Annotated in this window: 25 protein-coding genes; 13 read left to right on the top strand and 12 right to left on the bottom strand. The window is 62.6% G+C overall.

Features of this window, described 5'->3' with window-relative positions; all coding sequences use genetic code 11:
* Positions 1–33 precede the first annotated feature (33 nt).
* The gene (locus GGR39_RS02035; RefSeq protein ID WP_058735740.1) at positions 34–567 is read left to right on the top strand and encodes a CarD family transcriptional regulator; all 534 of its coding nucleotides are present in this window, start codon (positions 34–36) and stop codon (positions 565–567) included.
* Between the two features lie 131 nt (positions 568–698).
* Positions 699–1,022 (top strand): hypothetical protein, encoded by a 324-nt coding sequence (locus GGR39_RS02030; RefSeq protein ID WP_058735741.1) that lies wholly within the window; start codon positions 699–701, stop codon positions 1,020–1,022.
* Between the two features lie 21 nt (positions 1,023–1,043).
* On the opposite strand, the gene GGR39_RS02025 is transcribed toward GGR39_RS02030, so the two are convergent.
* Complete coding sequence (locus GGR39_RS02025; RefSeq protein WP_183615654.1) at positions 1,044–1,991, bottom strand: L-threonylcarbamoyladenylate synthase; 948 nt, start codon at positions 1,989–1,991, stop codon at positions 1,044–1,046.
* 50 nt (positions 1,992–2,041) lie between these two features.
* Here GGR39_RS02025 and GGR39_RS02020 point away from each other — a divergent pair, with 50 nt between their 5' ends.
* The gene (locus GGR39_RS02020; RefSeq protein WP_183615653.1) at positions 2,042–2,881 is read left to right on the top strand and encodes an ATP-binding protein; all 840 of its coding nucleotides are present in this window, start codon (positions 2,042–2,044) and stop codon (positions 2,879–2,881) included.
* A 40-nt stretch (positions 2,882–2,921) separates the two neighbouring features.
* On the opposite strand, the gene GGR39_RS02015 is transcribed toward GGR39_RS02020, so the two are convergent.
* The gene (locus tag GGR39_RS02015; RefSeq protein ID WP_183615652.1) at positions 2,922–4,373 is read right to left on the bottom strand and encodes a PQQ-dependent sugar dehydrogenase; all 1,452 of its coding nucleotides are present in this window, start codon (positions 4,371–4,373) and stop codon (positions 2,922–2,924) included.
* 61 nt (positions 4,374–4,434) lie between these two features.
* On the opposite strand from GGR39_RS02015, the gene GGR39_RS02010 reads away from it, so the two are divergent.
* Positions 4,435–4,917, top strand: coding sequence for a GAF domain-containing protein (locus GGR39_RS02010; RefSeq protein ID WP_183615651.1), 483 nt, complete (start codon positions 4,435–4,437; stop codon positions 4,915–4,917).
* A 187-nt stretch (positions 4,918–5,104) separates the two neighbouring features.
* Positions 5,105–5,803: a glycine zipper 2TM domain-containing protein gene (locus tag GGR39_RS17455; protein ID WP_343055763.1), complete on the top strand. Its 699-nt coding sequence runs from the start codon at positions 5,105–5,107 to the stop codon at positions 5,801–5,803.
* A 110-nt stretch (positions 5,804–5,913) separates the two neighbouring features.
* Here GGR39_RS17455 and GGR39_RS02000 read toward each other — a convergent pair whose 3' ends face one another.
* The 6 genes from GGR39_RS02000 to GGR39_RS01975 form a co-directional block, all read right to left on the bottom strand.
* The gene (locus GGR39_RS02000; RefSeq protein WP_183615650.1) at positions 5,914–6,873 is read right to left on the bottom strand and encodes a ParB/RepB/Spo0J family partition protein; all 960 of its coding nucleotides are present in this window, start codon (positions 6,871–6,873) and stop codon (positions 5,914–5,916) included.
* The gene (locus GGR39_RS01995; RefSeq protein WP_183615649.1) at positions 6,870–7,646 is read right to left on the bottom strand and encodes an AAA family ATPase; all 777 of its coding nucleotides are present in this window, start codon (positions 7,644–7,646) and stop codon (positions 6,870–6,872) included. The genes GGR39_RS02000 and GGR39_RS01995 overlap by 4 nt, the downstream gene beginning before the upstream one ends.
* Entirely contained in the window at positions 7,643–8,293 is a 651-nt protein-coding gene (gene rsmG / locus GGR39_RS01990) for a 16S rRNA (guanine(527)-N(7))-methyltransferase RsmG (protein ID WP_183615648.1), read from the bottom strand. The genes GGR39_RS01995 and rsmG overlap by 4 nt, the downstream gene beginning before the upstream one ends.
* Positions 8,290–10,137, bottom strand: a complete 1,848-nt coding sequence (mnmG, locus tag GGR39_RS01985; protein ID WP_183615918.1) for a tRNA uridine-5-carboxymethylaminomethyl(34) synthesis enzyme MnmG — start codon at positions 10,135–10,137, stop codon at positions 8,290–8,292. The genes rsmG and mnmG overlap by 4 nt, the downstream gene beginning before the upstream one ends.
* A 61-nt stretch (positions 10,138–10,198) precedes the next feature.
* Complete coding sequence (gene mnmE / locus GGR39_RS01980; protein WP_183615647.1) at positions 10,199–11,476, bottom strand: tRNA uridine-5-carboxymethylaminomethyl(34) synthesis GTPase MnmE; 1,278 nt, start codon at positions 11,474–11,476, stop codon at positions 10,199–10,201.
* 46 nt (positions 11,477–11,522) lie between these two features.
* A complete protein-coding gene (locus GGR39_RS01975) occupies positions 11,523–11,789 on the bottom strand; it encodes a DUF6489 family protein (protein ID WP_058735650.1) in 267 nt (88 codons plus the stop codon).
* 103 nt (positions 11,790–11,892) lie between these two features.
* Here GGR39_RS01975 and GGR39_RS01970 point away from each other — a divergent pair, with 103 nt between their 5' ends.
* Positions 11,893–12,591: a dienelactone hydrolase family protein gene (locus tag GGR39_RS01970; protein ID WP_183615646.1), complete on the top strand. Its 699-nt coding sequence runs from the start codon at positions 11,893–11,895 to the stop codon at positions 12,589–12,591.
* A gap of 15 nt (positions 12,592–12,606) precedes the next feature.
* Positions 12,607–13,575, top strand: a complete 969-nt coding sequence (locus GGR39_RS01965) for a quinone oxidoreductase family protein (RefSeq protein WP_183615645.1) — start codon at positions 12,607–12,609, stop codon at positions 13,573–13,575.
* A 41-nt stretch (positions 13,576–13,616) separates the two neighbouring features.
* On the opposite strand, the gene GGR39_RS01960 is transcribed toward GGR39_RS01965, so the two are convergent.
* The 4 genes from GGR39_RS01960 to hemE form a co-directional block, all read right to left on the bottom strand.
* Positions 13,617–14,342, bottom strand: coding sequence for a TerC family protein (locus GGR39_RS01960; RefSeq protein WP_058735744.1), 726 nt, complete (start codon positions 14,340–14,342; stop codon positions 13,617–13,619).
* 24 nt (positions 14,343–14,366) lie between these two features.
* Positions 14,367–15,623, bottom strand: coding sequence for a transcription termination factor Rho (rho, locus tag GGR39_RS01955; RefSeq protein WP_058735652.1), 1,257 nt, complete (start codon positions 15,621–15,623; stop codon positions 14,367–14,369).
* A 198-nt stretch (positions 15,624–15,821) separates the two neighbouring features.
* Positions 15,822–16,262 (bottom strand): CopD family protein, encoded by a 441-nt coding sequence (locus tag GGR39_RS01950; RefSeq protein WP_058735653.1) that lies wholly within the window; start codon positions 16,260–16,262, stop codon positions 15,822–15,824.
* 32 nt (positions 16,263–16,294) lie between these two features.
* Positions 16,295–17,320: a uroporphyrinogen decarboxylase gene (hemE, locus tag GGR39_RS01945; protein WP_183615644.1), complete on the bottom strand. Its 1,026-nt coding sequence runs from the start codon at positions 17,318–17,320 to the stop codon at positions 16,295–16,297.
* Between the two features lie 381 nt (positions 17,321–17,701).
* Between hemE and GGR39_RS01940 the strand changes: the two genes are divergently transcribed.
* From GGR39_RS01940 to hpf, 6 genes are read left to right on the top strand one after another with little or no spacing between them, the layout of a single operon-like run.
* Positions 17,702–18,547, top strand: a complete 846-nt coding sequence (locus GGR39_RS01940) for a pyruvate, water dikinase regulatory protein (protein WP_183615643.1) — start codon at positions 17,702–17,704, stop codon at positions 18,545–18,547.
* A complete protein-coding gene (locus GGR39_RS01935; RefSeq protein ID WP_183615642.1) occupies positions 18,544–19,131 on the top strand; it encodes a Maf family protein in 588 nt (195 codons plus the stop codon). The genes GGR39_RS01940 and GGR39_RS01935 overlap by 4 nt, the downstream gene beginning before the upstream one ends.
* Positions 19,128–19,946 (top strand): shikimate dehydrogenase, encoded by an 819-nt coding sequence (locus GGR39_RS01930; RefSeq protein WP_183615641.1) that lies wholly within the window; start codon positions 19,128–19,130, stop codon positions 19,944–19,946. Before GGR39_RS01935 ends, GGR39_RS01930 begins: the two co-directional genes overlap by 4 nt.
* Entirely contained in the window at positions 19,943–20,557 is a 615-nt protein-coding gene (gene coaE / locus GGR39_RS01925; RefSeq protein WP_183615640.1) for a dephospho-CoA kinase, read from the top strand. The genes GGR39_RS01930 and coaE overlap by 4 nt, the downstream gene beginning before the upstream one ends.
* Before the next feature lie 48 nt (positions 20,558–20,605).
* Positions 20,606–21,289, top strand: a complete 684-nt coding sequence (gene dnaQ, locus GGR39_RS01920; protein WP_183615639.1) for a DNA polymerase III subunit epsilon — start codon at positions 20,606–20,608, stop codon at positions 21,287–21,289.
* A gap of 26 nt (positions 21,290–21,315) precedes the next feature.
* A complete protein-coding gene (gene hpf, locus GGR39_RS01915; RefSeq protein ID WP_058735660.1) occupies positions 21,316–21,885 on the top strand; it encodes a ribosome hibernation-promoting factor, HPF/YfiA family in 570 nt (189 codons plus the stop codon).
* The last annotated feature ends 71 nt before the right edge of the window (positions 21,886–21,956 follow it).

Raw genomic sequence — 21,956 nt, 5'->3', positions numbered from 1 at the left:
CTGTCGACGGACCTGCAGGTGAAAGGACGTTACATGGCAACCAGCGCCAATGCCTTCGATGTTGGAGATTACGTCGTTTATCCCAAGCACGGTGTCGGCCGGGTCATCGAGCTCCAGAAGCAAGAAATTGCCGGAATGCAGCTGGAACTCTACGTACTTCGCTTCGAGAAGGAGCGCATGACGCTACGCGTGCCGGTGAACAAGATCGAATCGATCGGCATGCGCAAACTGTCTTCCGACAAGACCCTGCGCGAGGCGCTCGATACCCTCAAGGGCAAGCCCAAGGTGAAGCGTACCATGTGGTCACGCCGCGCCCAGGAATACGAAGCCAAAATCAATTCGGGTGATCTCGTTTCGATCGCCGAAGTCACGCGTGACCTGTTCCGCGCGGACGACCAGCCAGAGCAAAGCTATTCCGAGCGGCAGATCTTCGAAGCCGCATCCTCGCGTCTGGCACGTGAGCTGGCGGCCATGGAAAAGACCGACGAACCCGCCGCTCTGAAGAAGATCCTGGCGATCCTCAACGAGCACGCGCCCAAGTATTACGACACCGCCGAAACCGCCTGATCGCGGGCCGATACGGCACGAATCCGAAGGGGCCGCTTCCGCAAGGAGGCGGCCCTTTTGCATGGCGGGCCACCTTCGGCTGGCCGCTTATCCAATTGCCATGCCGGGCCGAGCATGGCAGCGCAGTCACCATGAAACGCATCGCGCTGTTCGCCCCCGTCCTGATGCTGGCGCTGTCCGGCTGCTTGGCCAAGACCGCCGTAGACGTCGTCACCGCGCCGGTTCGCGTGGGCGCCAAGGCCGTGGATTGGGCCACCACCAGCCAATCCGAAGCTGATGAGAAGCGCGGCCGGGACATCCGCCGCCGCGAGGAACAGGCCGGCAAGCTGCAGCGCAGCTACGAACGGCACCGCCGCCAGTGCGAGCAGGGTGACGAAGCCGCATGCCGCACCGCGCGCAGCGAGTACGATCAGTTGCAGGCTCTGCTGCCCAGTCTGCCCTACGAGCGGCGCTGAACCACCCCCACGCTACGCCGATCAGGCCGCCGCGCGCCGCAGCCTGTCATTGATCGCAAGGCCAATCCCCTCACCGCGGATCGGTGCGACGGCGATTCGCGGGTGTGGAGATGCTGCGGCTTGGTGCAGCACGGCATAGAGCCTGGATGCGGCCTCGGTCAGATCACCCGCCACCGATAGCGATGCATCCCCGGCGATCGCGCCGAAGCCGATCAGGAATTCACCGGCCTCTGCTGTCATCGCATTCAGCCGCACCGGCTTGCCCGGAGCGTAATGGCTTTCCAATTGTCCGGGGGCTTCGATGCCTGCGTTTCGCGTGCCATCGCTGTCCACCGTGCCGAGCACGACGGTAATCGCCTCCCGCGTGATCGGGCCAGGGCGCAGGACCTGCCAGCCGCTTTCCCGAACCGCGACGATCGTCGATTCCAGGCCCGCCTCGCACGCACCGCCATCCAGTATCAAGTCCACCGCCGCGCCCAGCGAATGGGCGACATGATCGGAACACGTGGGGCTGACGCCGCCGCTACGATTGGCGGATGGAGCGGCCAGGGGCAGCTCCGCTTGCGCCAACACGGCGCGCATCACCGGGTGCGCCGGACAGCGCAAGGCGACGGTGGCAAGCCCGGCGGTGACGGCGGCGGCCAGGCCCGCCTCCGCCCGCAACGGCAGCACCAAGGTCAGCGGACCGGGCCAGAACGCCGCCGCCAGCTGACGCGCCCGCGCGTCGAAAACCGCCAACCGTTCCGCCGCTGCCAGATCCGAAACGTGGACGATCAGCGGATTGAAACTGGGCCGCCCCTTGGCGTGATAGATCGCCGCCACGCTCTCATCCCGATCGGCGCGAGCCGCCAGACCGTAGACCGTCTCGGTCGGCACGGCGACCCGGCCGCCCTCGCGCAGCAGCATCGCCGCGCGGGTAATGCCGGTGGCATCGGCGGGAAGGACCGTGGGGCGGCTGGCCTGCGTCATCGCGCGCCGCTATAGGCCCGCCGGATGGATTGCCAAGGAAAAGCGCCGCGATGACTGCCCCGGACGGTGATATCACCCCCCTCCTCTCACGCATCGCCAATGCACTGGAACGTCTCGTGCCGCCGCCGGCCACGCCGGTCGATTGGCAGGCCGACCCTGCCTATGTCTGGACCGGATCGGGCGCGCGGGGCGTATCCCGGCTGGAGGCTCCGGCGCTGGCCTTGCTGAAGGGGATAGACAGCCAGAAAGAGCGCGTCGTGGCCAATGTGGCGCGGCTCGCGGCGGGTCATGCGGCTCATGACATGCTCTTGTGGGGATCGCGCGGAATGGGCAAATCCGCCTTGCTGCGCGCCGCCGTGCAGGACTCGCAAGGAACCCATCCCGGCAGCATCGCCCTCGTCCAGATCGGGCAGGACGCGCTTTCCGGCGTCACCGCGCTGTTCGCCGAACTGGGCGGCCAGGACCGCCGCTTCCTCGTCTTTGTGGACGATCTGGGGTTCGAGGATGGCGATTCGGCCGGGCCGCGCCTGCTGCGCTCCTGGCTGGAAGGCGGGGTGGAAGCCCGGCCCGCCAACGTGCGCCTGGCCGTCACCGCCAATCGCCGCGCCATCGTCTCACGCTCGATGTCGGAGCAGGACGATCCGATCAACATGCGCGACGTGGTGGATGACAAGCTGGCCCTGGCGGACCGCTTCGGATTGTCGATCGGCTTCCACAACTGCAGCCAGGACGATTACCTGGCGATCATTGCGGGCTATGCCACCGCGTACGATCTGGCCTGGGACCAAACGGACGCCCTGGAATGGGCGCAACGGCGGGGCGCTCGTTCGGGGCGCGTCGCCTGGCAGTACATCGCCGAGCTGGCCGGGCGAGTGGGCAAGGCGCTCTGACGCGCTGCCCGGCCGGTACCGCACCGCCGGGCGTTGACGATCAATCCTGTGGGCGACCGATCGCGGGGGGCTGGGTCGGGTCGACCAGTTCCTTGTTGGGCTTCATGTGCTCTGTCACGACGGCCTTGGGACCAGCCGAAGGGGCCGCCCCCGGGGCGATCACGCGCCAGATCACGCCGCCGGTGTCATCGCTGACCAGCAGGGCCCCGCCCTTGTCGAACGCCAGCCATACCGGCCGCCCATGCGCCTTGTCGCCGCCCTTCTCCAGGAAACCGGTCAGCACCGGGCGGGGCTTGCCTTGCGGGTTGCCGTTGCCATCGAACGGCACGAACACGACATCGTAGCCCGCGGCCGGCTTGCGGTTCCATGAGCCGTGCCGCGCGATGAACGCGCCGTTGCCGAACGCCGCACCCAACCGGTTGCCCGCGCTCGCAAACTTCAGGCCCAGCACCGCCGTATGCGCGCCCATCGCGTACTCCGGCTTGCGCGTGTACTCGACCATGTTGGTGTCCATCGGCCAGTTCACCCGGTCGTCGAACTTGTCCTTCCAATAGACCCACGGCCACCCGTACTGCGCGCCAACCGGCACGTTCGTCAGATAGTCTGGCACCAGATCGGGGCCCAACATGTCCCGCTCCTGCACCGTCGCCCACATCTCCCCGGTCGAGGGATTCCAGTCCAGCCCATTAGGATTACGCATCCCCGCCGCATACTGCCGGCGCCGCCCGGTCGCGGTGTCGATCTCCCAGATCGCCGCTCGCCCGGCCTCCGCTTCCATCCCGTTGTCCGCGATGTTGGTGGCCGAACCCACCGCCGCATAAAGCTGCTTGCCATCGGGGCTGAGCAGCAGGTTGCGCATCCAGTGATTGCCGCCGCCCGGCAGCTCCATCAACTGCTTGGGCTGGCCCGCCAGCTTCGTCTCACCCGGCGTGAACGCGAACTGCAGCACCGCGTTATGATTGGCGACGTAGAGCTTGCCATCCCGGTAGGCCATGCCGGAGGGGGAGTGCATGTCCGCCTTGCGCAGTTCAAAGCGCTGCTCCGCCCGGCCATCGCCATCCGCATCGCGCAGCAGCACCAGCGTATCGGGAGACGGATCGCCCGCCCCGACGCGGCCCATGAACAGCTTCATGAAGAAGCCGGTGATGCCCCCCTGCTTCGCGGCGGCCGGAGCGTTCGTCAGCGCCACGATCACATCGCCGTTGGGCAGCGCCAGCATGGTGCGCGGATGATCGAGCCCCGTCGCGAATCGCCCGACCGTCAAGCCCGCCGCCGCCTGGGGCGCCAGGTTACCGTCCCACCCAGACGGCTTGGCCAAGCTGACGCTGGGAAACGTCTGCGGCTTGGGATCGACCAGCATCGGATCGGTGCCCGATGTCGCTGCCGAATCAAGGTCGGAACGATGCGCGAAGGTCAGGTAGGCGTAGATCGCCGCTACCACGATACCAACGACAAGGAGTGCGATAAGCGCGTTGCGCTGCCAGGCTTTCATATGTCGAGAGATAGAACGCGGCGCACTAGGCGACAACCATGCACATGGCTATGCCCGCGCAATGTTTGAAATCCACACCGATCCGACCCTGCCCAAGGCGCAGGTTTACGCCGAACTGGCCGCTTCCGCGAAGGCGCTGGTCTCCGGGGAGCCCGATGCGATCGCCAACATGGCCAACCTCGCCGCGCTCGTCTGGATGTCGGTCCCCGGCCTCAACTGGGCCGGCTTCTATCGCGTGATCGAGAGCGAGCTGGTACTCGGCCCCTTCATCGGTAAGCCCGCCTGCATCCGCATCCCGCTGGGCCAAGGGGTATGCGGCACCGCCGCTGCCACCGGCGCCACGCAGCTCGTGCCCGATGTCCACCAGTTTCCCGGCCACATCGCCTGTGACGCGCAAAGCCGGTCCGAGTTGGTCGTGCCGGTGATCGTGGAGGGGGCCGTGCGCGCCGTGATCGACCTCGACAGCCCGGAGCTGAACCGGTTCGACAGCACCGATGCCACCGGCATCGAAAATCTCGCTGCGATCGTCGCCGCGTTTCTCTAGAAGGGCGTCGATCAGGGTGTTCCACTAAGGAACAGTCCGCAATATCCCGGTCGCCGCGTTGGTTTGCCAGGGCTCCAAATGCTAAACGCCGCGTTAACGCTGGGATCATCCGGCACGATCACGCGAAAGGACGCCCATGGCCGCCGTATCACGAATCTGCAGATCATTATGTCTGGCTGCCGGCTTGGTGGCGCTATCCTCAGGCGCGGCCTGGGCGCACGCTGGCGGCCCTCGTGGCGAGTGGCGCAACGGCAGCTGGTATCCTGATCAACCGGCCCCACCGGTCGTCGGCGCAGATTATGCGCATGGCTATGACGATGGCGGGCCAGGTTACGATCCCGCGTCCCAGGCTTGGCTTGCCGATTGCCGCCGACGCCTTTCCTCGCGCGACCGTGGCTTGGGCGGCGCGGCGATCGGCGCGGTCGTCGGTGGCGTTGCCGGCAACCGGATTGCCGGTCGCGGCAACCGGACGATCGGCACCGTCGCGGGTGCCGGCGTTGGCGCAGTGGCGGGCTCCGCTATCGACAGGGCCGAAGATCGCGGCCGTAACGCGGACGAGTGCAAGGCGTATCTTGCTGATTATCAAGGATATTATGCACAGTCACAGGCTCCTGCACCCTACCCGCAGGCTCCCGGCTATCCCGCCTATGGCTATCCAGCATACCCGGGCTATGCGCCGTCTTATGTCCCGGCCTATTACGCTCCAGTTCCAGGTTGCTGCGCCGCCGCCGTTCCCGTCGTCCAGCCGACCCCCAATTGCACGGAGACGGTGGAGTACGTGTATGAAAACGTACCGGTACGCAGCCATCCCCGTCGCGTGCGCACCAAAGTCGTGGCAGACAAGCGCGTGAAGATCGTCCCCGACAAGCGGGTGCGCATCAAGTAATCTGGACGCGTTATAGAAGACTGAAAGGGACGATCCTGAGCTAAGCCAGATCGTCCCTCTCATTATTTTACCCGCCGTGATCGCGCACGATCAATCGGCAACCGGCCCTATCAAAACTCACCACCGGTCAGGCGCTGGCAGATCAGGTCGAGCTGATCCAGCGTGGTATACCGGATCGTGACCAGACCGGACTTGGGATCGGCATCCGACTGAATACGAACCGGAAGGCCCAGAAATTCCTCAAGGTGGGTTTGCACGGCAACGATATCGGCATCGTCCGTGGCACTGCGCGCAGTCCGAACTTTTCGCGCAGGCGCCTCACCTTTGGTTTTGCGCCTCACCAGCTTCTCGACTTCGCGGACAGACATCTGCTTGGCGACAGCCGTCTCGGCGATCTCTTCGGCCCCTTCGACGCCAATCAGCGCACGGGCATGCCCCATCGAAAGCTCGCCGGTTTCGACGAGCGTGATGACCGATTCCGGCAAAACCAATAGGCGCTGCAGATTGGCGACATGGCTGCGGCTCTTGTCCACCATTCTGGCGATCTCGGCCTGGGTCAGCCCCTCGCTTTCCGCCAAGCGATGATAGGCGCGCGCCTCCTCGATCGGGTTGAGATCCTCGCGCTGCAGGTTCTCGATCAGGGCGAGCGCCATGACATCGCGATCGCTGAGATCGCGAACCAGCGCCGGGATTTCGTGGAGTTGCGCCTTCTGGGCCGCGCGCCACCGCCGTTCACCCGCCACCAATTGATACTGGCCCGCGCCAACGGCGCGAACTACGATCGGTTGAATCACACCGCGCTGTCCGATCGACGCAGCCAGTTCCTCTAGCGCCGCCTCATCGAAATGACGACGCGGCTGTTCCGGGTGCGGAGTAATCGAAGCGATCTGCAACATCGCTAAACCCGTAGTCGCAGTAGTCGGTTGCCCTTCGTTCTGGGTCGCATCCGGTTTTACCGGAGCTTCGCTGCGAATCTCGCCCAGTAGTGCGCCAAGCCCACGGCCCAGGCCTTTGGACTTTGATTTAGCCGAGACTGCTGGAGCCACGTTCACCGCCGTATCTTCACTCATGCGGCTTTCCTTTCTTCGGGCAGACGTGTCAGCAACTCACGTGCCAGCGCAATATACGCCCTGCTGCCGGCACAGGCATGATCGTAGATCAAGGCCGGTACGCCGTGGCTCGGTGCCTCTGACAAGCGCACATTGCGCGGGATCGTCGTTTCGAAGACGAGCTGCCCCAGGCATGATCGTACATCGTCGGCCACTTGATCGGTCAGCCGGTTCCTACGATCAAACATCGTCAGCGCAATGCCGATGATGCCAAGGTTCGCGTTGAACCGCTGCTGGACACGCTCGACGGTCGTCAGCAGCTGACTCAAACCTTCCAGAGCAAAAAATTCGCATTGGAGGGGCACAAGCAGTGTATCTGCCGCGGTCAGCGCGTTCAGCGTCAGCAGGCCGAGAGACGGCGGGCAGTCTATCAGGCAAACGTCATAAGGTAGATCGGTCCTGAGCGCCTTCGACAGACGATGAGCGCGATCCTCCATAGCGACCAGTTCTACTTCGGCACCGGACAGATCGACGGTCGCCGGGCAAAGATCGAGCATAGGAATGGGCGTGTGCATGATGCAGCTTTCCATCGGCGCCTGATCCACCAGCACATCATAGGTTGACCGCTCGCGTTGCGCGGCGCTGACGCCGATCCCGGTGGAGGCATTGCCTTGCGGATCCAAATCGATCAGCAGCGTCCGCCATCCAGTAGCCGCCAGCGCGGTGGCGACGTTGATGGCGGTGGTCGTTTTACCGACGCCGCCCTTCTGATTGGCTATCGCTATGCGAATCACGGTTGGTTGCCTTTCTTGCGGCGGCCGAGAAGCGAGCCCACCACAATGCCTGCGTCGTCGCTAGTGATGGATTGTTCCACGTGGAACATATGGTCCCATCCCTTGAGTTGATCCAATTCTTGCGCTGCCGACCGCCCTTTGGGCAAGAGCCACAACGTATCCGGCGTGGAAAAGCGCGCGGATAACTTGAGGAGATCAGGAAGCGGTGCGAACGCGCGCGCGGATATGACATCGACGGAGAATGTCGGGACGGCTTCCAGCTGCAACCCTATCACATGCGCGTTCTGCAAGTCCAAGGCTTTTACAACGGTATCAAGCCACTCGATCCGGCGGCTGCGGGACTCTACCATCGTCACCGATATGTCTGGCCGAACGATCGCGATCACAAGACCGGGGAAGCCAGCACCGGTACCGAGATCAAGCCAGTTTGCCCTTGATGTTTCACGTGGAACATGTGTCACGAGCTGCGCACTGTCGACCACATGCCGCTGCCACACCTGATCCAAGGTTGCTTTGGCTACCAGGTTTTGCCGGTCATTCTCGGTTGCTAGCATTGCAATGAGCCGGTCCAGCCGGCTCATCGCTACATCATCGCACTCGGGAAGCGTCAGCAACCATTCGCGAGCAGAAGCGTCATCACAGATCATGCCGCTTGCCGACGAACCTGCACCAGCAAGGCCGATAAGGCCGCCGGAGTCACGCCAGGCACCCGCCCCGCCGCAGCTAGCGTCTCCGGACGAGCGCGCTCCAGCCGCTCCACCATCTCACGCGAAAGGCCCGGCACGCTCTGATAGCTAAATCCAACATCAATGCGCATGGCCTCACTAGCGCGAAGTTCGCGCAGTTCCCGCTCCTGCCGTTCCAAGTAAGGCTGATACGCTACGTCCTCCGCGATCTCTTCGATCAGCATATCGTCCACGCCTTCCAAATCGATCAACCCGGGTGACAGCCTCCGCAGCTCAATACCGTCTTGCCGCAGCCATTCGCGTAATGGCATTTGGCCGCTACCCTCTCGCGCAGAGAGTCCTGCAGCGCTGATTTTTGATCGTGAGGCAGGCTGATCCAGCGATTCGTGGATCGCCAGCGCCTGCTCCTCTCTCCGTAGGAACCATTCCCGGCGCTTCTCTCCGACCGCGCCAACCTCAATTGCGATGGGCGTGAGTCTGGACGAGGCGTTGTTTGCCCGGAGACGGAGGCGATATTCGGCTCTTGCCGTCAACATTCGATACGGCTCATTGACGCCCTGCAACGTCAGGTCATCCACCATCACCGCCAGATAACTATTCGCACGATCCAACGCGGGGAACGGCTTTTCTAGAACCGCACAAGCCGCGTGCATTCCAGCCACCAGGCCTTGAGCAGCGGCCTCCTCGTATCCAGTGGTCCCATTGATTTGCCCGGCGCAATAGAGGCTGGGCATATCCTTCAGTTCCAAAGTCGAGCGCAGGGCCCGCGGATCAATATGGTCATACTCGACGGCATATCCGGCCACAGCCATCTCTACCGTTTCCAGACCCTCGATTGTCCGCAGCATTTCCAGCTGAACGTCTTCAGGCAGAGAGGTACTGATACCGTTGGGATAGACCAAGGTGGTATTCAGCCCCTCGGGTTCTAAGAAGATCTGATGCCCATCCCGATCGGCAAAGCGATGAATCTTGTCTTCAATCGACGGGCAATATCGAGGCCCCCGAGCATCGATGGCACCGGTAAAGAGTGGTGATCGATGCAAGTTTCGGCTGATGACATCGTGTGTTCTAACATTGGTTCGCGTTATCGCGCAGGCGACCTGAGGGTTTACCCGTTCCCGTACCATCGCCGACATCGCCCATTGGCTATTGTCAGAAGGCTGTTCAGCCAAGGCTCCCCAATCAATAGTGCGACCATCCAATCGAGGCGGAGTGCCTGTCTTCAACCGGGCCATCGGCAAAGCGCGATCGCGTAGCTGATCGGCTAGTCGGCTTGAGGACGCCTCGCCGATCCGACCACCGATCGTTCGCTCCTTACCGCAGAATAGTGTTCCGCCTAGGAATGTGCCAGTGCAAAGTATCGTCGCGGCAGCCGTGATTCTCGTGCCATCAGCCAAGATCACACCGGTCACTGCCTGGCCGGTAAGCAACAGAGCCGCCACCTCGCCCTCGACGAGTGAAAGACCATTTTGGTTTCGCAGCAGTCGCTGGACTGCTGCCCGGAATAAGGCCCGGTCGGCTTGGACACGCGGCCCCTGCACTGCACTGCCCTTGGACTGATTGAGCATCCGATAATGGATAGCCGCTGCGTCCGCCGCCCGAGCAATCAGGCCATCGAACGCATCAACTTCTCGAACAAGATGGCCTTTCCCCAAGCCGCCAATTGCTGGATTGCAACTCATCGCACCTAGTGTTCGTAGATCAAAATTGATCAGGCCGACATTGGCGCCCATTCTTGCAGCAACAGCCGCCGCCTCGCAGCCGGCGTGGCCGCCGCCAACAACAACAATATCAAAGGAAGGCATACGGCCTTTTAACAAGGAAGATGCGGCGCGTCAAAGCGATCAGAGTGTTCCACGTGAAACATCACTTCCCGATACAAAAGCGCCCAAACAAGGAATCTAACATATCTTCAGTGGTTGACCGCCCTAGCAGCTTGTCGAATGCAACTCGCCCGGCACGCAAGGCTTCCGCTTTAAGCAGTGGATCGGGCGATTTTAATGCTCCATCCATTGCCATGGCAGCATCCGATAGCAGGCTGTGTTGGCGTTCGTTCAACGCGATCCCGATTGGCGACGCCATGACGGACCGCGCGGTTGCAACCAAATCACTCTTGAGGCCTGCGATACCCTCGCCCGTTATCGCCGAAATCCTGTGTCGAGGCTTTGCCTTGCCCGGACCTTGGCAGTCCGCAAAGCTCTCAATTTCCCATAACTGATCGCCCACTTTCTCGCCCTCGTCGCCCATCCATAGAATGAGATCGGCACGGTCTAGTTCCGCCGATGCGCGTTCGATCCCTATGGCCTCGATTTCATCGGCTGCTTCCATTCGAAGACCCGCCGTATCGAAAAAGAGAAATGGTACTCCTTCTAGTGCAATAGGGCGAGAAAGCACATCTCGCGTGGTTCCTGGGATCGAAGCTGTTATCGCCGCTTCATCCTCCACGAGTGCGTTGAACAAACTGCTTTTGCCGGCGTTGGGAGGACCCGCAAGAACGACCCGGAACCCTTCGCGGAGTGCTTCCGCCCTGGGAGCGTTGCGTACTTCGTGCAGGTTCGAAAGGAGTTTGACAATGTCGGGCGTGAAGTCTGGCACCGCTGAACCCACGTCGTCTTCATCGCCAAAATCGAGGATAGCTTCGATCCTGGCCGAGATCGTCAAAACTTGATCTCTCCACGATTCGACCTTCGTCGATAGCGCACCCGTAGCCATGGACATGGCAAGCCGACGCTGAAGTTCCGTTTCCGCGCTGAGTAGGTCCGCCAATCCCTCAGCCTCGGCCAGGTCGACCCGCCCATTAGCAAACGCTCTCCTGGTGAACTCGCCGGCGTCGGCTGGTCGAAGACCGGGCAACTGGTTCAATGCATGTTGCACTGCAGCAAGTACCGCCCGGCCACCATGGAGGTGAAATTCGGCAAGATCCTCTCCGGTCACCGTCGATGGGCCAGGAAACCAGAGAACGATCGCCTCATCCAATTGGTTTGAATCGTGGTCCCGCAGCTGCCTGAGCGATGCTACTTTCGGAGACGGTAAGGTGCCCGCCAGGCTGGTGACGGCGAACGCCGCGCTCGGACCACTGATCCGCACGATCGCGATTGCGGCAGGGGGAAGCCCACTGGAGAGAGCAAAGATCGTATCGTTCACGGGGGACTGGTCTGCCATAGCCGCCCGCAGGTATCGATGGTTTCAGTCAGTCGCCAGGCTTTTTGGAACCACCTGGCTTGCTCATGGCCATTGCTGCTCCGCCTTCCAGGATTTGCTGGAACAGCTTCAACCCCATCTGTCCCATGGGCGCGATCTGCTTGGCCACCTCCTGCATCTGGTCGACCGTGCCGACGCCTTGCATCGCCTTTGCAATCGAATCGACGTAAATCTCGTTTGCCTTGGTCACGTCGGGAAGCCCCAGAAACCGGCGCGCTTCTTCGGGAGAGCAATCTACCTCGACATTGATCTTCATCGTGGCCTTCTCCCTGGAGATCCTGTCGAAAGATGCTGACACAGACACATGGCAAAGTCCATCGCGCCTGCCTACTTACCGAGCGACCAGCAAGGAGAGTGCAATGCCGACGAACACGCAAATCCCGACCCTCGATGAGGACGCCCAGATTCCGGCATACGTTGTCCAGCCGCAAGGGCAGCCTCGCGCGGCGATCATCGTGCAGCAGGAGATCTTCGGTGTCGACGCTGGCATTCAGAAGAAATGCCAGGAGTGGGCCGATCGTGGCTATCTTGCGGTTGCACCTGATACCTTCTGGCGCCAGCAGCCCGGCGTCGAGCTGGACGCCGACGTGCCTGAGCAATTCCAGGAAGCGATCGGCTATATGACCAAGCACGACTTCGATCTGGGCATCCGTGACATCGAGGCCGTTATTCATTGGATCAGGCGTGAACGGGACATCGCCAAGGTCGGACTTGTCGGCTTCTGCATGGGTGGCCGGGTCGCCTACATGGCCGCAGCCCGCACCGATATCGATGCCTCGGTGGGTTATTACGGCGTGATGATCGACCAGATGCTGGGAGAGAAGAACGCGATTGCGAACCCCCTCATGCTGCATATTCCCACGGCCGATCACTTCGTGGGACCCGATGCGCAGAAGGCCATCCATGCGGGGTTGGACGATCATCCCAAGGTGACTTTGCATGACTACGAAGGGCTGGATCACGGGTTTGCGGCCGAAATCGGTTCGCGCCGGGACGAGGCCGGCGCGACGCTCGCCGATGAGCGGACCCAGGCATTCTTTGCCGAGCACCTGGGCTGAGGCGGGAGCAGACGAATGGTCGACGGTTATCGCCTGATCGTGCGCCAACATGGCGGGCCGGAGGCCATCGTCTGCGAGCCCTGCTACTTCGATCAACCCGGCCCTGGCGAGTTGCTGATCGAGACAGAGGCGGTGGGCCTGAACTTCATCGATATCTATTATCGCGGCGGCCTTTATCCGGGGCCTCTGCCGATCGCACTTGGTTCTGAAAGTGTCGGCACGGTGTTGAGCGTCGGCGCTGACGTCACGTCTCACGCCGTGGGAGATCGCATTGGATGCGTTCAAGGCGACGGCGCCTATGCATCGCACCGGATTGTCAAAGCGTCGCAAGCCGTGAAGCTGCCGGTGGACATCAGCAGCGAGATCGCCGCGGCGACCATGCTCAAGGGGTTCACAAGCTCTTATCTGGCGGAAGATATCATCGATCTCAAAGCCGGTGATCTGGCGCTGGTGCACTCTGCAGCGGGTGGAGTGGGTTCGTTGCTTGTGCCATGGCTGCGCCACAAAGGTGTGATGGTCATCGCCCATGCCGGAACGCCGGAGAAATTAGCCGACGTCGATGCGGACATCGCGCTCAGTTGTCCCTTCGACGAGCTTTCTGGGGCTGCCCTGAGAGCCACGAACGGTCGCAAGGTGGATGTGGTCTACGACGGGGTCGGCAAGGCCTCCTGGGATGCCTCCCTGGCCTGCTTGCGGAGGCGAGGATTGATGGTGAGCTACGGCAATGCGTCAGGTGCGGTTCCGCCCGTCTTGCTAACCGATCTGATGCGGGCCGGTTCTCTCATGGTGATCCGGCCGACGATGGCGGATTACATCAATACCCCTGAAACGCTGGCGCTAACCGCATCGCGATTGTTCGACAGGATCGCGAATGGGATCGTGCGGCCAACTATCGGGCAAAAGTTTGCGCTCAAGGACGCTGCCGAAGCCCACCGGGCGCTGGAAGCCCGGCAAACCACGGGATCGACCGTCCTGATACCCTAAGGAATGAACAACGCCGCCGGGCTATCCCGGCAGCGCTGGAATTAGAATAGGGTGGTGATGCCCAATTGCGGGTCCACCCAGCCTTCGTAGATCATCTTGCCGGCGACATAGACGATCACAATCAGACCCACCCAGGCAATCCAACGGAAGCGCTCGATATAGCGGGCGATGATGTTGGCCGCGAGACCCATCAGCGCGACCGCGAAGATCAGCCCCACGATCAGGATACCGGGGTGTTCGCGCGCGGCACCGGCCACGCCTAGGACATTGTCGATGCTCATCGACACGTCCGCCACCGCTACCGAAATCGCTGCTGCAGCAAAGCTCTTGGCGGGCCGAACGCCGGCGTTTTCATCACCCTCGATCTCAGGCGATCCGGTCGAATGCCCCACGGCCTGGGTACCGTGAATTTCGCGGTACATCTTCCACGCCACCCAAAGCAGGAGCAGACCACCGGCGAAGACCAGGCCGACGATGCCGAGCAGCCAGGTGACGATCAGCGCGAAACCGATCCTCAAAACCAGTGCAGCCAGCACGCCGATCAGGATGACCTTGCGGCGCTGATCAGCCGGAAGACCTGCCGCCAGCGCGCCGACCACGATCGCATTGTCGCCCGCCAGCACCAGATCGATCATCAGCACCTGCACGAACGCCGCAAAGGCGGACGGCGTGCCGATGTTCGAGAAATCGTCGACGATATGTTGCCATATCTCGGCGGGGCCACCGATCGAGGGAGCCGCGGCGGAGGCCGTCTCCGCCAGCGTCATCAGCAGGTTCAAGAAAAGCCCCTCTTACTGGTTCATCGTCGCGAAGAAGTCCTCGTTGGTCTTCGAGTCCTTCATCTTGTCGAGCAAAAACTCCATCGCGTCGACGGTTCCCATCTGCATGAGAATCCGGCGAAGGACCCACATCTTGCTGAGCTGATCCTTGGGAACCAGCAGCTCTTCCTTGCGCGTGCCAGACTTGCCGACGTCCAGCGCGGGGAAGATCCGCTTGTCGGACACCTTGCGGTCCAACACAATTTCAGAGTTACCGGTGCCCTTGAACTCTTCGAAGATGACCTCGTCCATGCGGCTGCCCGTATCGATCAGCGCCGTGGCGATGATCGAGAGCGAACCGCCCTCTTCGATGTTACGCGCCGCGCCGAAGAAGCGCTTGGGACGCTGCAGGGCGTTGGCGTCCACGCCGCCGGTCAGCACCTTGCCCGAGCTGGGCACGACAGTGTTGTAGGCGCGGCCCAAGCGCGTGATCGAGTCCAGCAGGATCACCACGTCGCGCTTGTGTTCGACCAGGCGCTTGGCCTTTTCGATCACCATTTCAGCGACTTGAACGTGGCGCTGCGCGGGCTCGTCGAAGGTGGAAGAGATGACCTCGCCCTTCACCGAACGCTGCATATCGGTGACTTCCTCGGGCCGTTCGTCGACCAGCAGGACAAGCAGGAAAACCTCAGGGTGATTGTCGGTGATGGCCTTGGCCATGTTCTGCAACAACACGGTCTTACCGGTGCGCGGCGGCGCCACGATCAACGCGCGCTGGCCCTTACCCTGAGGGCTGATCAGGTCGATCACCCGGGCGGACTTGTCCTTGACCGTAGGGTCGAGGCTGTCGAGGTTCAGGCGCTCGTCGGGATAGAGCGGCGTCAGGTTGTCGAAGTTGACACGGTGGCGAACCACGTCAGGATCATCGAAATTGACTTTGGTGAGCTTGGTGATGGCGAAGTAACGCTCGCCATCACGGGGCGCGCGGATCTCACCCTCAACGGTATCACCGGTACGCAGGCCCCATTTGCGGACCTGGTTGGGCGAAACGTAGATGTCGTCCGGACCCGCGAGGTAGTTCGCTTCGGGGCTGCGCAGAAAGCCGAAGCCGTCGGTCAGCACCTCGATAGTGCCGAGACCCATGATTTCTTCGCCATCCTCAGCCACTTCCTTGAGGATGCCGAACATGAGGTCCTGGCGGCGCATGGTGGAAGCGCCCTCGACGCCCAGTTCCTCGGCCATGGCGACCAGATCTGCGGGGGTTTTCTGCTTTAGTTCTTTCAGGTGCATTGTGCTAAATCTTTGTAATCAGGGTGAACTGGAGGATGACCGGCGGATCGATGGGCTTGGGGAAAGCGGATCCGGACTGGCGAATGAACGCGCGGCCCGATGCCGGGACCGCGCTTAGATAAGCGCTGCGGCGAGGCGGGTCAATCGGATGCTGCGGAACGGGTCACGTATCACCGCATCAGTCGTTCGAACCCAAGTTCAGAACGGCTTTACCACCACCAGGATCACGATCACGGCCGCAGTTACGCCGGGCACTTCATTCAGCAGGCGCAACGCCTTGCCGGACAAGCGCCGCTCGCCTTTGGCAAGCTTCTTGGAATAGCCCACCATCCAGCCATGGTAGCCTGATAGTGCCAACACCAGCAGCAGCTTGATATGCAGCCAGCCCGCCACCCACCATTGGCCGGTGCTGGCAAGAACCAGGCCCAACAGCCAGACGATGATCATCGCGGGCGTCAGGATGATTTTGCGCAGCTTCGCCTCGCGATCGACCCAGCGCGCCTCTTCCGCCGAGCCGGGCTCGCTTTCCTGGTGATACACGAAATAGCGCGGCAGCATGAAAAGCCCCGCCATCCAGAAGATCACGAAAATGACATGGCCGGCCTTGAGCCAGGGGTAGATTGCGGCGAGCTGATCCATAAACGTGTCCCTAGCGCGATTGAACGGCCCCGTCAGCCCTGCCAGGCACGGACGGTGGCGAGCAGGCGTTCCACATGGGCAATCGGGGTATGCTGGCCGATACCATGGCCCAGGTTGAACACATGGGGCCGATCGGCGAAGGTATCGAGAATGCGGCGGGCCTGCCGATCCAGTTCCTCTCCCCCCGCCAGTAGTAGCAGCGGATCGAGATTGCCTTGGACGGGCATGCCGGCCGGCAGTTCCCTTGCGGCCCAGATCGGGTCGATCGTCTCGTCCACGCCGACGGCATCGACGCCGGTTTCGCGCGCATAGGCGAGAAGCTTCTCTCCCGCGCCCTTGGGGAAACCGATGACCGGAACGCCCGGGTGACGTTGGTGGATGGCCTCGGCAATCCGGGCGTTGGGAGCGATCACCCAGCGCTCGAACTCGGCAGGTGCCAGGGTGCCGGACCAGGAATCGAACAGCTGCACCGCTTCGGCCCCAGCCTCGATCTGTCCGCTCAGGTAAGTGATGGTCACTTCGGTCACGGCATCGATGATCGCCTGGAAGCCGGCCTGATCGGCATAGGCCATCGCGCGGGTCTCATGCTGATCGCGGCTGCCTTCTCCTGCCACCATGTAGGTCGCCACGGTCCAGGGGCTGCCAGCGAAACCCAGCAAGGTGGTTTCCTGGCCGAGGGCCGCGCGCACCTTTGCCACCGTTTCGTAGATAGGCGACAGCCGCCCCGGTACCGCGTCCAGGCTGGCAAGCGTCGCATCGGCCAAGCGGGGAGACAGGCGCGGCCCCTCGCCCGCCAGGAACGCCAGGTCCTGCCCCATCGCGTAGGGCACGATCAGGATATCGGAAAACAAGATCGCGCCGTCGAAACCGAAGCGGTGGATCGGCTGCAGCGTGATCTCGGCTGCCGCATCGCTATCGTACACCAGCGCCAGGAAACCGCCCTTCTCCGCCCGCAAGGCACGGTACTCGGGAAGGTATCGTCCGGCCTGGCGCATCAGCCACACCGGCCGTGGTTTTATGTTCTCGCCCTTGAGCACGTTCAGGAGAGTTCCGGGCATCGCGGCTAGACCTCACTAAATAAATAAGAGTCTTAAAGTAGGATGATGGAGTCTGTTGGCCCTGTGGATACTGGGGACGGCGGGCCCTTGCCCGATTTGTACCGCGATGAACAGCCCTGCGCTGGGGCAGCGACTCCCCACCCTGGTTGGGTCAAGCAATGGTTGTTCGCCTTATCCCCAGCCTGTCGAGAACAGGGCTGCCCTGTCCACAAGCCGAGGGCAAGAAGGCCGGTAGTGGGGGTGAAACCGGCGTTGCGAGTTGTCACCGGTTCTATCCCGTGGTTTATGCGGACGCTATCCACAGGGTTCGCGGCACCGGTTGGCACACGGGTCGATACCCGCTTCGAAGTACCGAACGGCAGGGGTTCGCAGATACCATCCATGGCGCGCTTCCACCTTCACCTTCTATCGGACTCCACCGGCGAAACGCTGGAGATGATCGCCAAAGCGGCGCTGGCGCAGTTCGACGATACCGACGTCGTGCGCCACTTTTGGCCGATGGTGCGATCCCAGCAGCATCTCGATCGGATCATCGGTGAGATCGCGGCAAACCCGGGCCTGGTATTCTTCACGCTGGTCAATGACGAGACACGCGGGAAACTGGAAGCGCGTTGCCAGGTGCTCGGCTTGCCGGCAATCGCCGTACTGGACGGGGTGACGGACGCGCTGGAAGACCTGCTGGGGCAAGAAGCGAAAGGCCGCGTCGGCCGCCAGCACCGTTTGGACGAGGCCTACTTCGCGCGCGTCGATGCGATCCAATTCACCATCGCCCACGATGATGGCATCGCTTGGGAAGATTGGGAGGAAGCCGATATCGTGCTGGCGGGGGTTTCCCGATCGTCCAAGACGCCGACGAGCATCTATCTCGCCAATCGCGGGTACAAGGTGGCGAACATACCGATCGTGGTCGAAAGTCCGCCGCCCCCGTCCCTGTTCGGCCTCCGGCGCCCGCTGGTTGTGGGGCTGACGACCGCGCCCGAGCGGTTGATCCAGATCCGCCGTAACCGCTTGCTCTCGCTCAGCCAGTCGCCCGACACCGATTACGTCGATCAGGACAAGGTGGAGAGCGAATTGAAGTTTGCGCGGCGCATGTTCGCGGACAACTCGTGGCCGGTGATTGACGTCACCCGCCGTTCGATCGAGGAAACGGCGGCAGCGGTGATCAACTTGTTCAACGAAAGACAGGCGACGGGCGAGCAAGGTCCGCAAGGACCACGGCCGATATGATCGTTCTCGCATCCAAGAGCGCCTCGCGCCAAGCCATGCTGGAGGCGGCCGGGGTCGCTTTCACCGTAGTGCCCGCCCATCTGGACGAGCGGGCGGTAGAGGCTGGCCTGGGCACGGATGCTACGCCCGGCGAAGTAGCGCTTGCTCTGTCTCGCGCCAAAGCGCGGGCCGTCGCCGCCGTCCGCCCGGGCGAACTGGTTCTGGGAAGCGATTCCCTGGTGGTGTGTGACGGGCAACGCTTCGACAAGCCGGAGAGCCGCGAGGCTGCCGCCCGGCACTTGCGCTTCTTCTCCGGCAAGGTGCTTCAGCTGCACAGCGCGGCTGCCATCGTGCGCGATCGGGGCGTGCTGGCTGAAGAGGCGAAGGTGGCCTTGCTCCATGTGCGCGACTTGTCCGACGCCTTCATCACCGAATACCTGGACCACGAGTGGCCCGCCGTCGCCGGATGCGTGGGCGTTTTCCGGATCGAAGCGCGCGGTGTCCAGCTGTTCAGCTCCGTCGAGGGCGATTACTTCACCATCCTGGGCATGCCTTTGCTGTCGGTCCTTGGCTTCCTGCGAAACCTGGGGGAGATGCCGGCGTGAACCAGCCCTGGGCAGAAGTGATCGGCGATCCCATCGCTCAGTCGAAGTCGCCCGCGATCCACGGATATTGGCTGGAGCAGCTGGGGCTTTCCGGTGCGTATGACCGTTGCCATGTCGCGATGGCCGACCTTCCCGAATATATCGCCCTGCGGCGCGATAATGCCAACTGGCGCGGCTGCAACGTCACGATGCCGCACAAACAGGCGGTGCTCCCCTTGCTCGATTCAGTGGAGCCGCTGGCGGCGCGGATCGGCGCGGTGAACACAGTCCTGCGCGATGCGAACGGCCGGCTGACCGGCTTCAACACCGACGCGCCCGGCTTCATGGAGCCGCTCGCGGGTCGGCAGTTCGAGGCGGTGACCGTGATCGGCGCTGGAGGCGCGGCTCGGGCCGTGCTGGCCGCCTTGGCCGAGGCGGGGGTGGCCTGGGTCTCGGTCCAGAACCGGAACCATGAAAAGGCCGCCGCGTTGCTGGAAGAGTTCGGTTTGCCCGGCCAGGCCTACGGTCTGGGTGAGCAGGTTCCGATCGCGGACCTGCTGGTGAACACTTCGGCCTTGGGCATGACAGGGCACCCGCCCCTGCCCCACGTGCTGGATGACGTGGCCGATCACGGTGTCGTCTATGATATCGTCACCACGCCGCTCGAGACCACGCTGCTGAAGGAGGCGCGCATGCGCGAACTGGAAGCGATCGACGGGCTTGCCATGCTGATCGGCCAGGCTGACATCGCCTTCGCGCGCTTTTTTGGCGTGAAACCACCTAGGGACCAAGATGCCGCATTGCGGGCGCATATCCTCCAGGATGCCCCGCAATGAGCATTGCAAAGCCGCGGACTCGGCCACGGATATTGGGTCTCACCGGCTCGATCGGCATGGGGAAGTCCACCGTCGCCACCATGTTGCGCGAACTAGGCGTGCCTGTGTTCGACGCCGATGCCGCGGTGCATGTGCTTCAAGGCCCGGGCGGAGCGCTTTTACCCGCGATCGAGGCGGAGTTTCCCGGTACCACCGGCCCCGCAGGTGTCGATCGGACAAAGCTGGGCGCACTCGTCTTCGGTGAGCCGGAACGGCTGCGCGCGCTGGAGCGCATCGTCCATCCTGGCGTGGCGCAGATGCGGACCGAGTTCCTGAATGAACATGCCGAGCAAGCGCTGGTCGTGTTCGATATCCCGCTGCTGTTCGAAAAGACCGGGGCGAAAGGATTGGACGGCGTGATCGTCGTCTCCGCCCCGGCGCAGGCCCAGCGGGCTCGCGTATTGGCCCGTCCCGGGATGACGCCCGAGAAATTCGAGCAAATCCTGACGCTGCAGGTCCCGGATGCGCAAAAGCGGGCGCAAGCCGATTTCGTGATCGATACCGGCACAGACCTCGAAAGCACCCGCGCGGCCGTGACGGCGATGGTGCAAGCCTTTGTAACGCAGGTTTAGCGGCCACGGCCCTTGCGTCGCGCTGGCGGCGGGTCGATATGAGTGGGAATGCGAGAGATCATTTTCGATACTGAGACGACCGGCCTCGATCCCAAGACGGGAGACAGGCTGGTAGAGATCGGCTGCATCGAAATGTTCAACCGGGTCACCACTGGCCGTACATTCCATGCCTACTTCAATCCGGGTCGTACGATGCCGGCGGAGGCCGAGGCGGTGCACGGCCTGTCTGACGTATTCCTGTCAGATAAGCCGCCGTTCCGCGATCGCCTGGAAGAGCTGCTGGCCTTCCTGGAAGACAGCCCACTGGTGGCGCACAATGCCAGCTTCGATTTCGGCTTTCTGGATGCCGAACTGGCGCTGTGCGGTCATCCGCCCGTCTGCCGTACACGCATGATCGACACGGTGGCCCTGGCGCGCGTGCGTCATCCCGGCGCGAAGCTGTCGCTGGATGCCCTTTGCACACGTTACGGCATCGATCGCAGCCATCGCACCCTGCACGGCGCGCTGCTCGACGCAGAGCTGCTGGCGCAAGTCTATGTCGAGCTGCGGGGCGGTCGCCAAATCGGGCTGGAACTGGTGAGTGAGAACATCATCGCCGTTTCAACCAGCCCAGCCTTGCAGATACGCGAGCGGCCGGTTCGTCCAGCGCGCCCGCATAATGCCAGTGCCGCGGAACTGGCGGCCCACGCAGCGTTTCTGACGACGGTGGACACGCCGCTCTGGTCCAACTGATTATCAACCGAAAGGAGTCAACGCCCATGGATATTCGCGTTTCCGGCCACCAGGTCGACACGGGCGAGGCGCTGCAGACTCATGCCAGCGATCGTTTGAGCGCCATGGTGGAGAAGTATTTCAGCCGCGCCCTCTCCAGCCACGTCACGTTCGGCAAGGCACCCGCGGGTGCGTTCCGGTGCGATATCATCATGCACGTCATGCAGAACCTGGTTCTGAAGGGCACCGGTATCGCGCAAGATGCCCACCCCGCATTCGATCAGGCCGCCGAAAAGATCGACAAGCAGTTGCGCCGCTACAAGCGTCGCCTGGTGGATCGCAGCGCCCAGAGCCATCAGGCTCACGCGGCGGAAGATGCGTCCTACACCATTTTCGAAGAGCGCGCCGAGCAGCATGACGAAGAGGTTGAGGCCGATGCGCCGCTGGTGATCGCGGAAACGCGCGTTGACGTTCCGGAAGCCACGGTTTCGGATGCGGTCATGATGCTCGATCTGCGCAACACCACGGCTTTGCTGTTCAAAAATGCTGGCACCGGGCGGCACAATATGGTCTACCGCCGTGGTGATGGTTCGATCGGCTGGGTCGAGCCTTCCTGACCCCAAACAGCGATTTTCACGCTTTCATCGCTGAAAGAGTGAACCCCCGGCTTCGTCGGGGGTTTTCGCAG

Origin of the sequence: Novosphingobium fluoreni (assembly GCF_014196615.1) — a bacterium.
GTDB lineage: Bacteria > Pseudomonadota > Alphaproteobacteria > Sphingomonadales > Sphingomonadaceae > Novosphingobium > Novosphingobium fluoreni.
The sequence above is the reverse complement of the archived record's forward strand: the minus strand, read 5'-3'. Positions and strand labels throughout refer to the sequence as shown.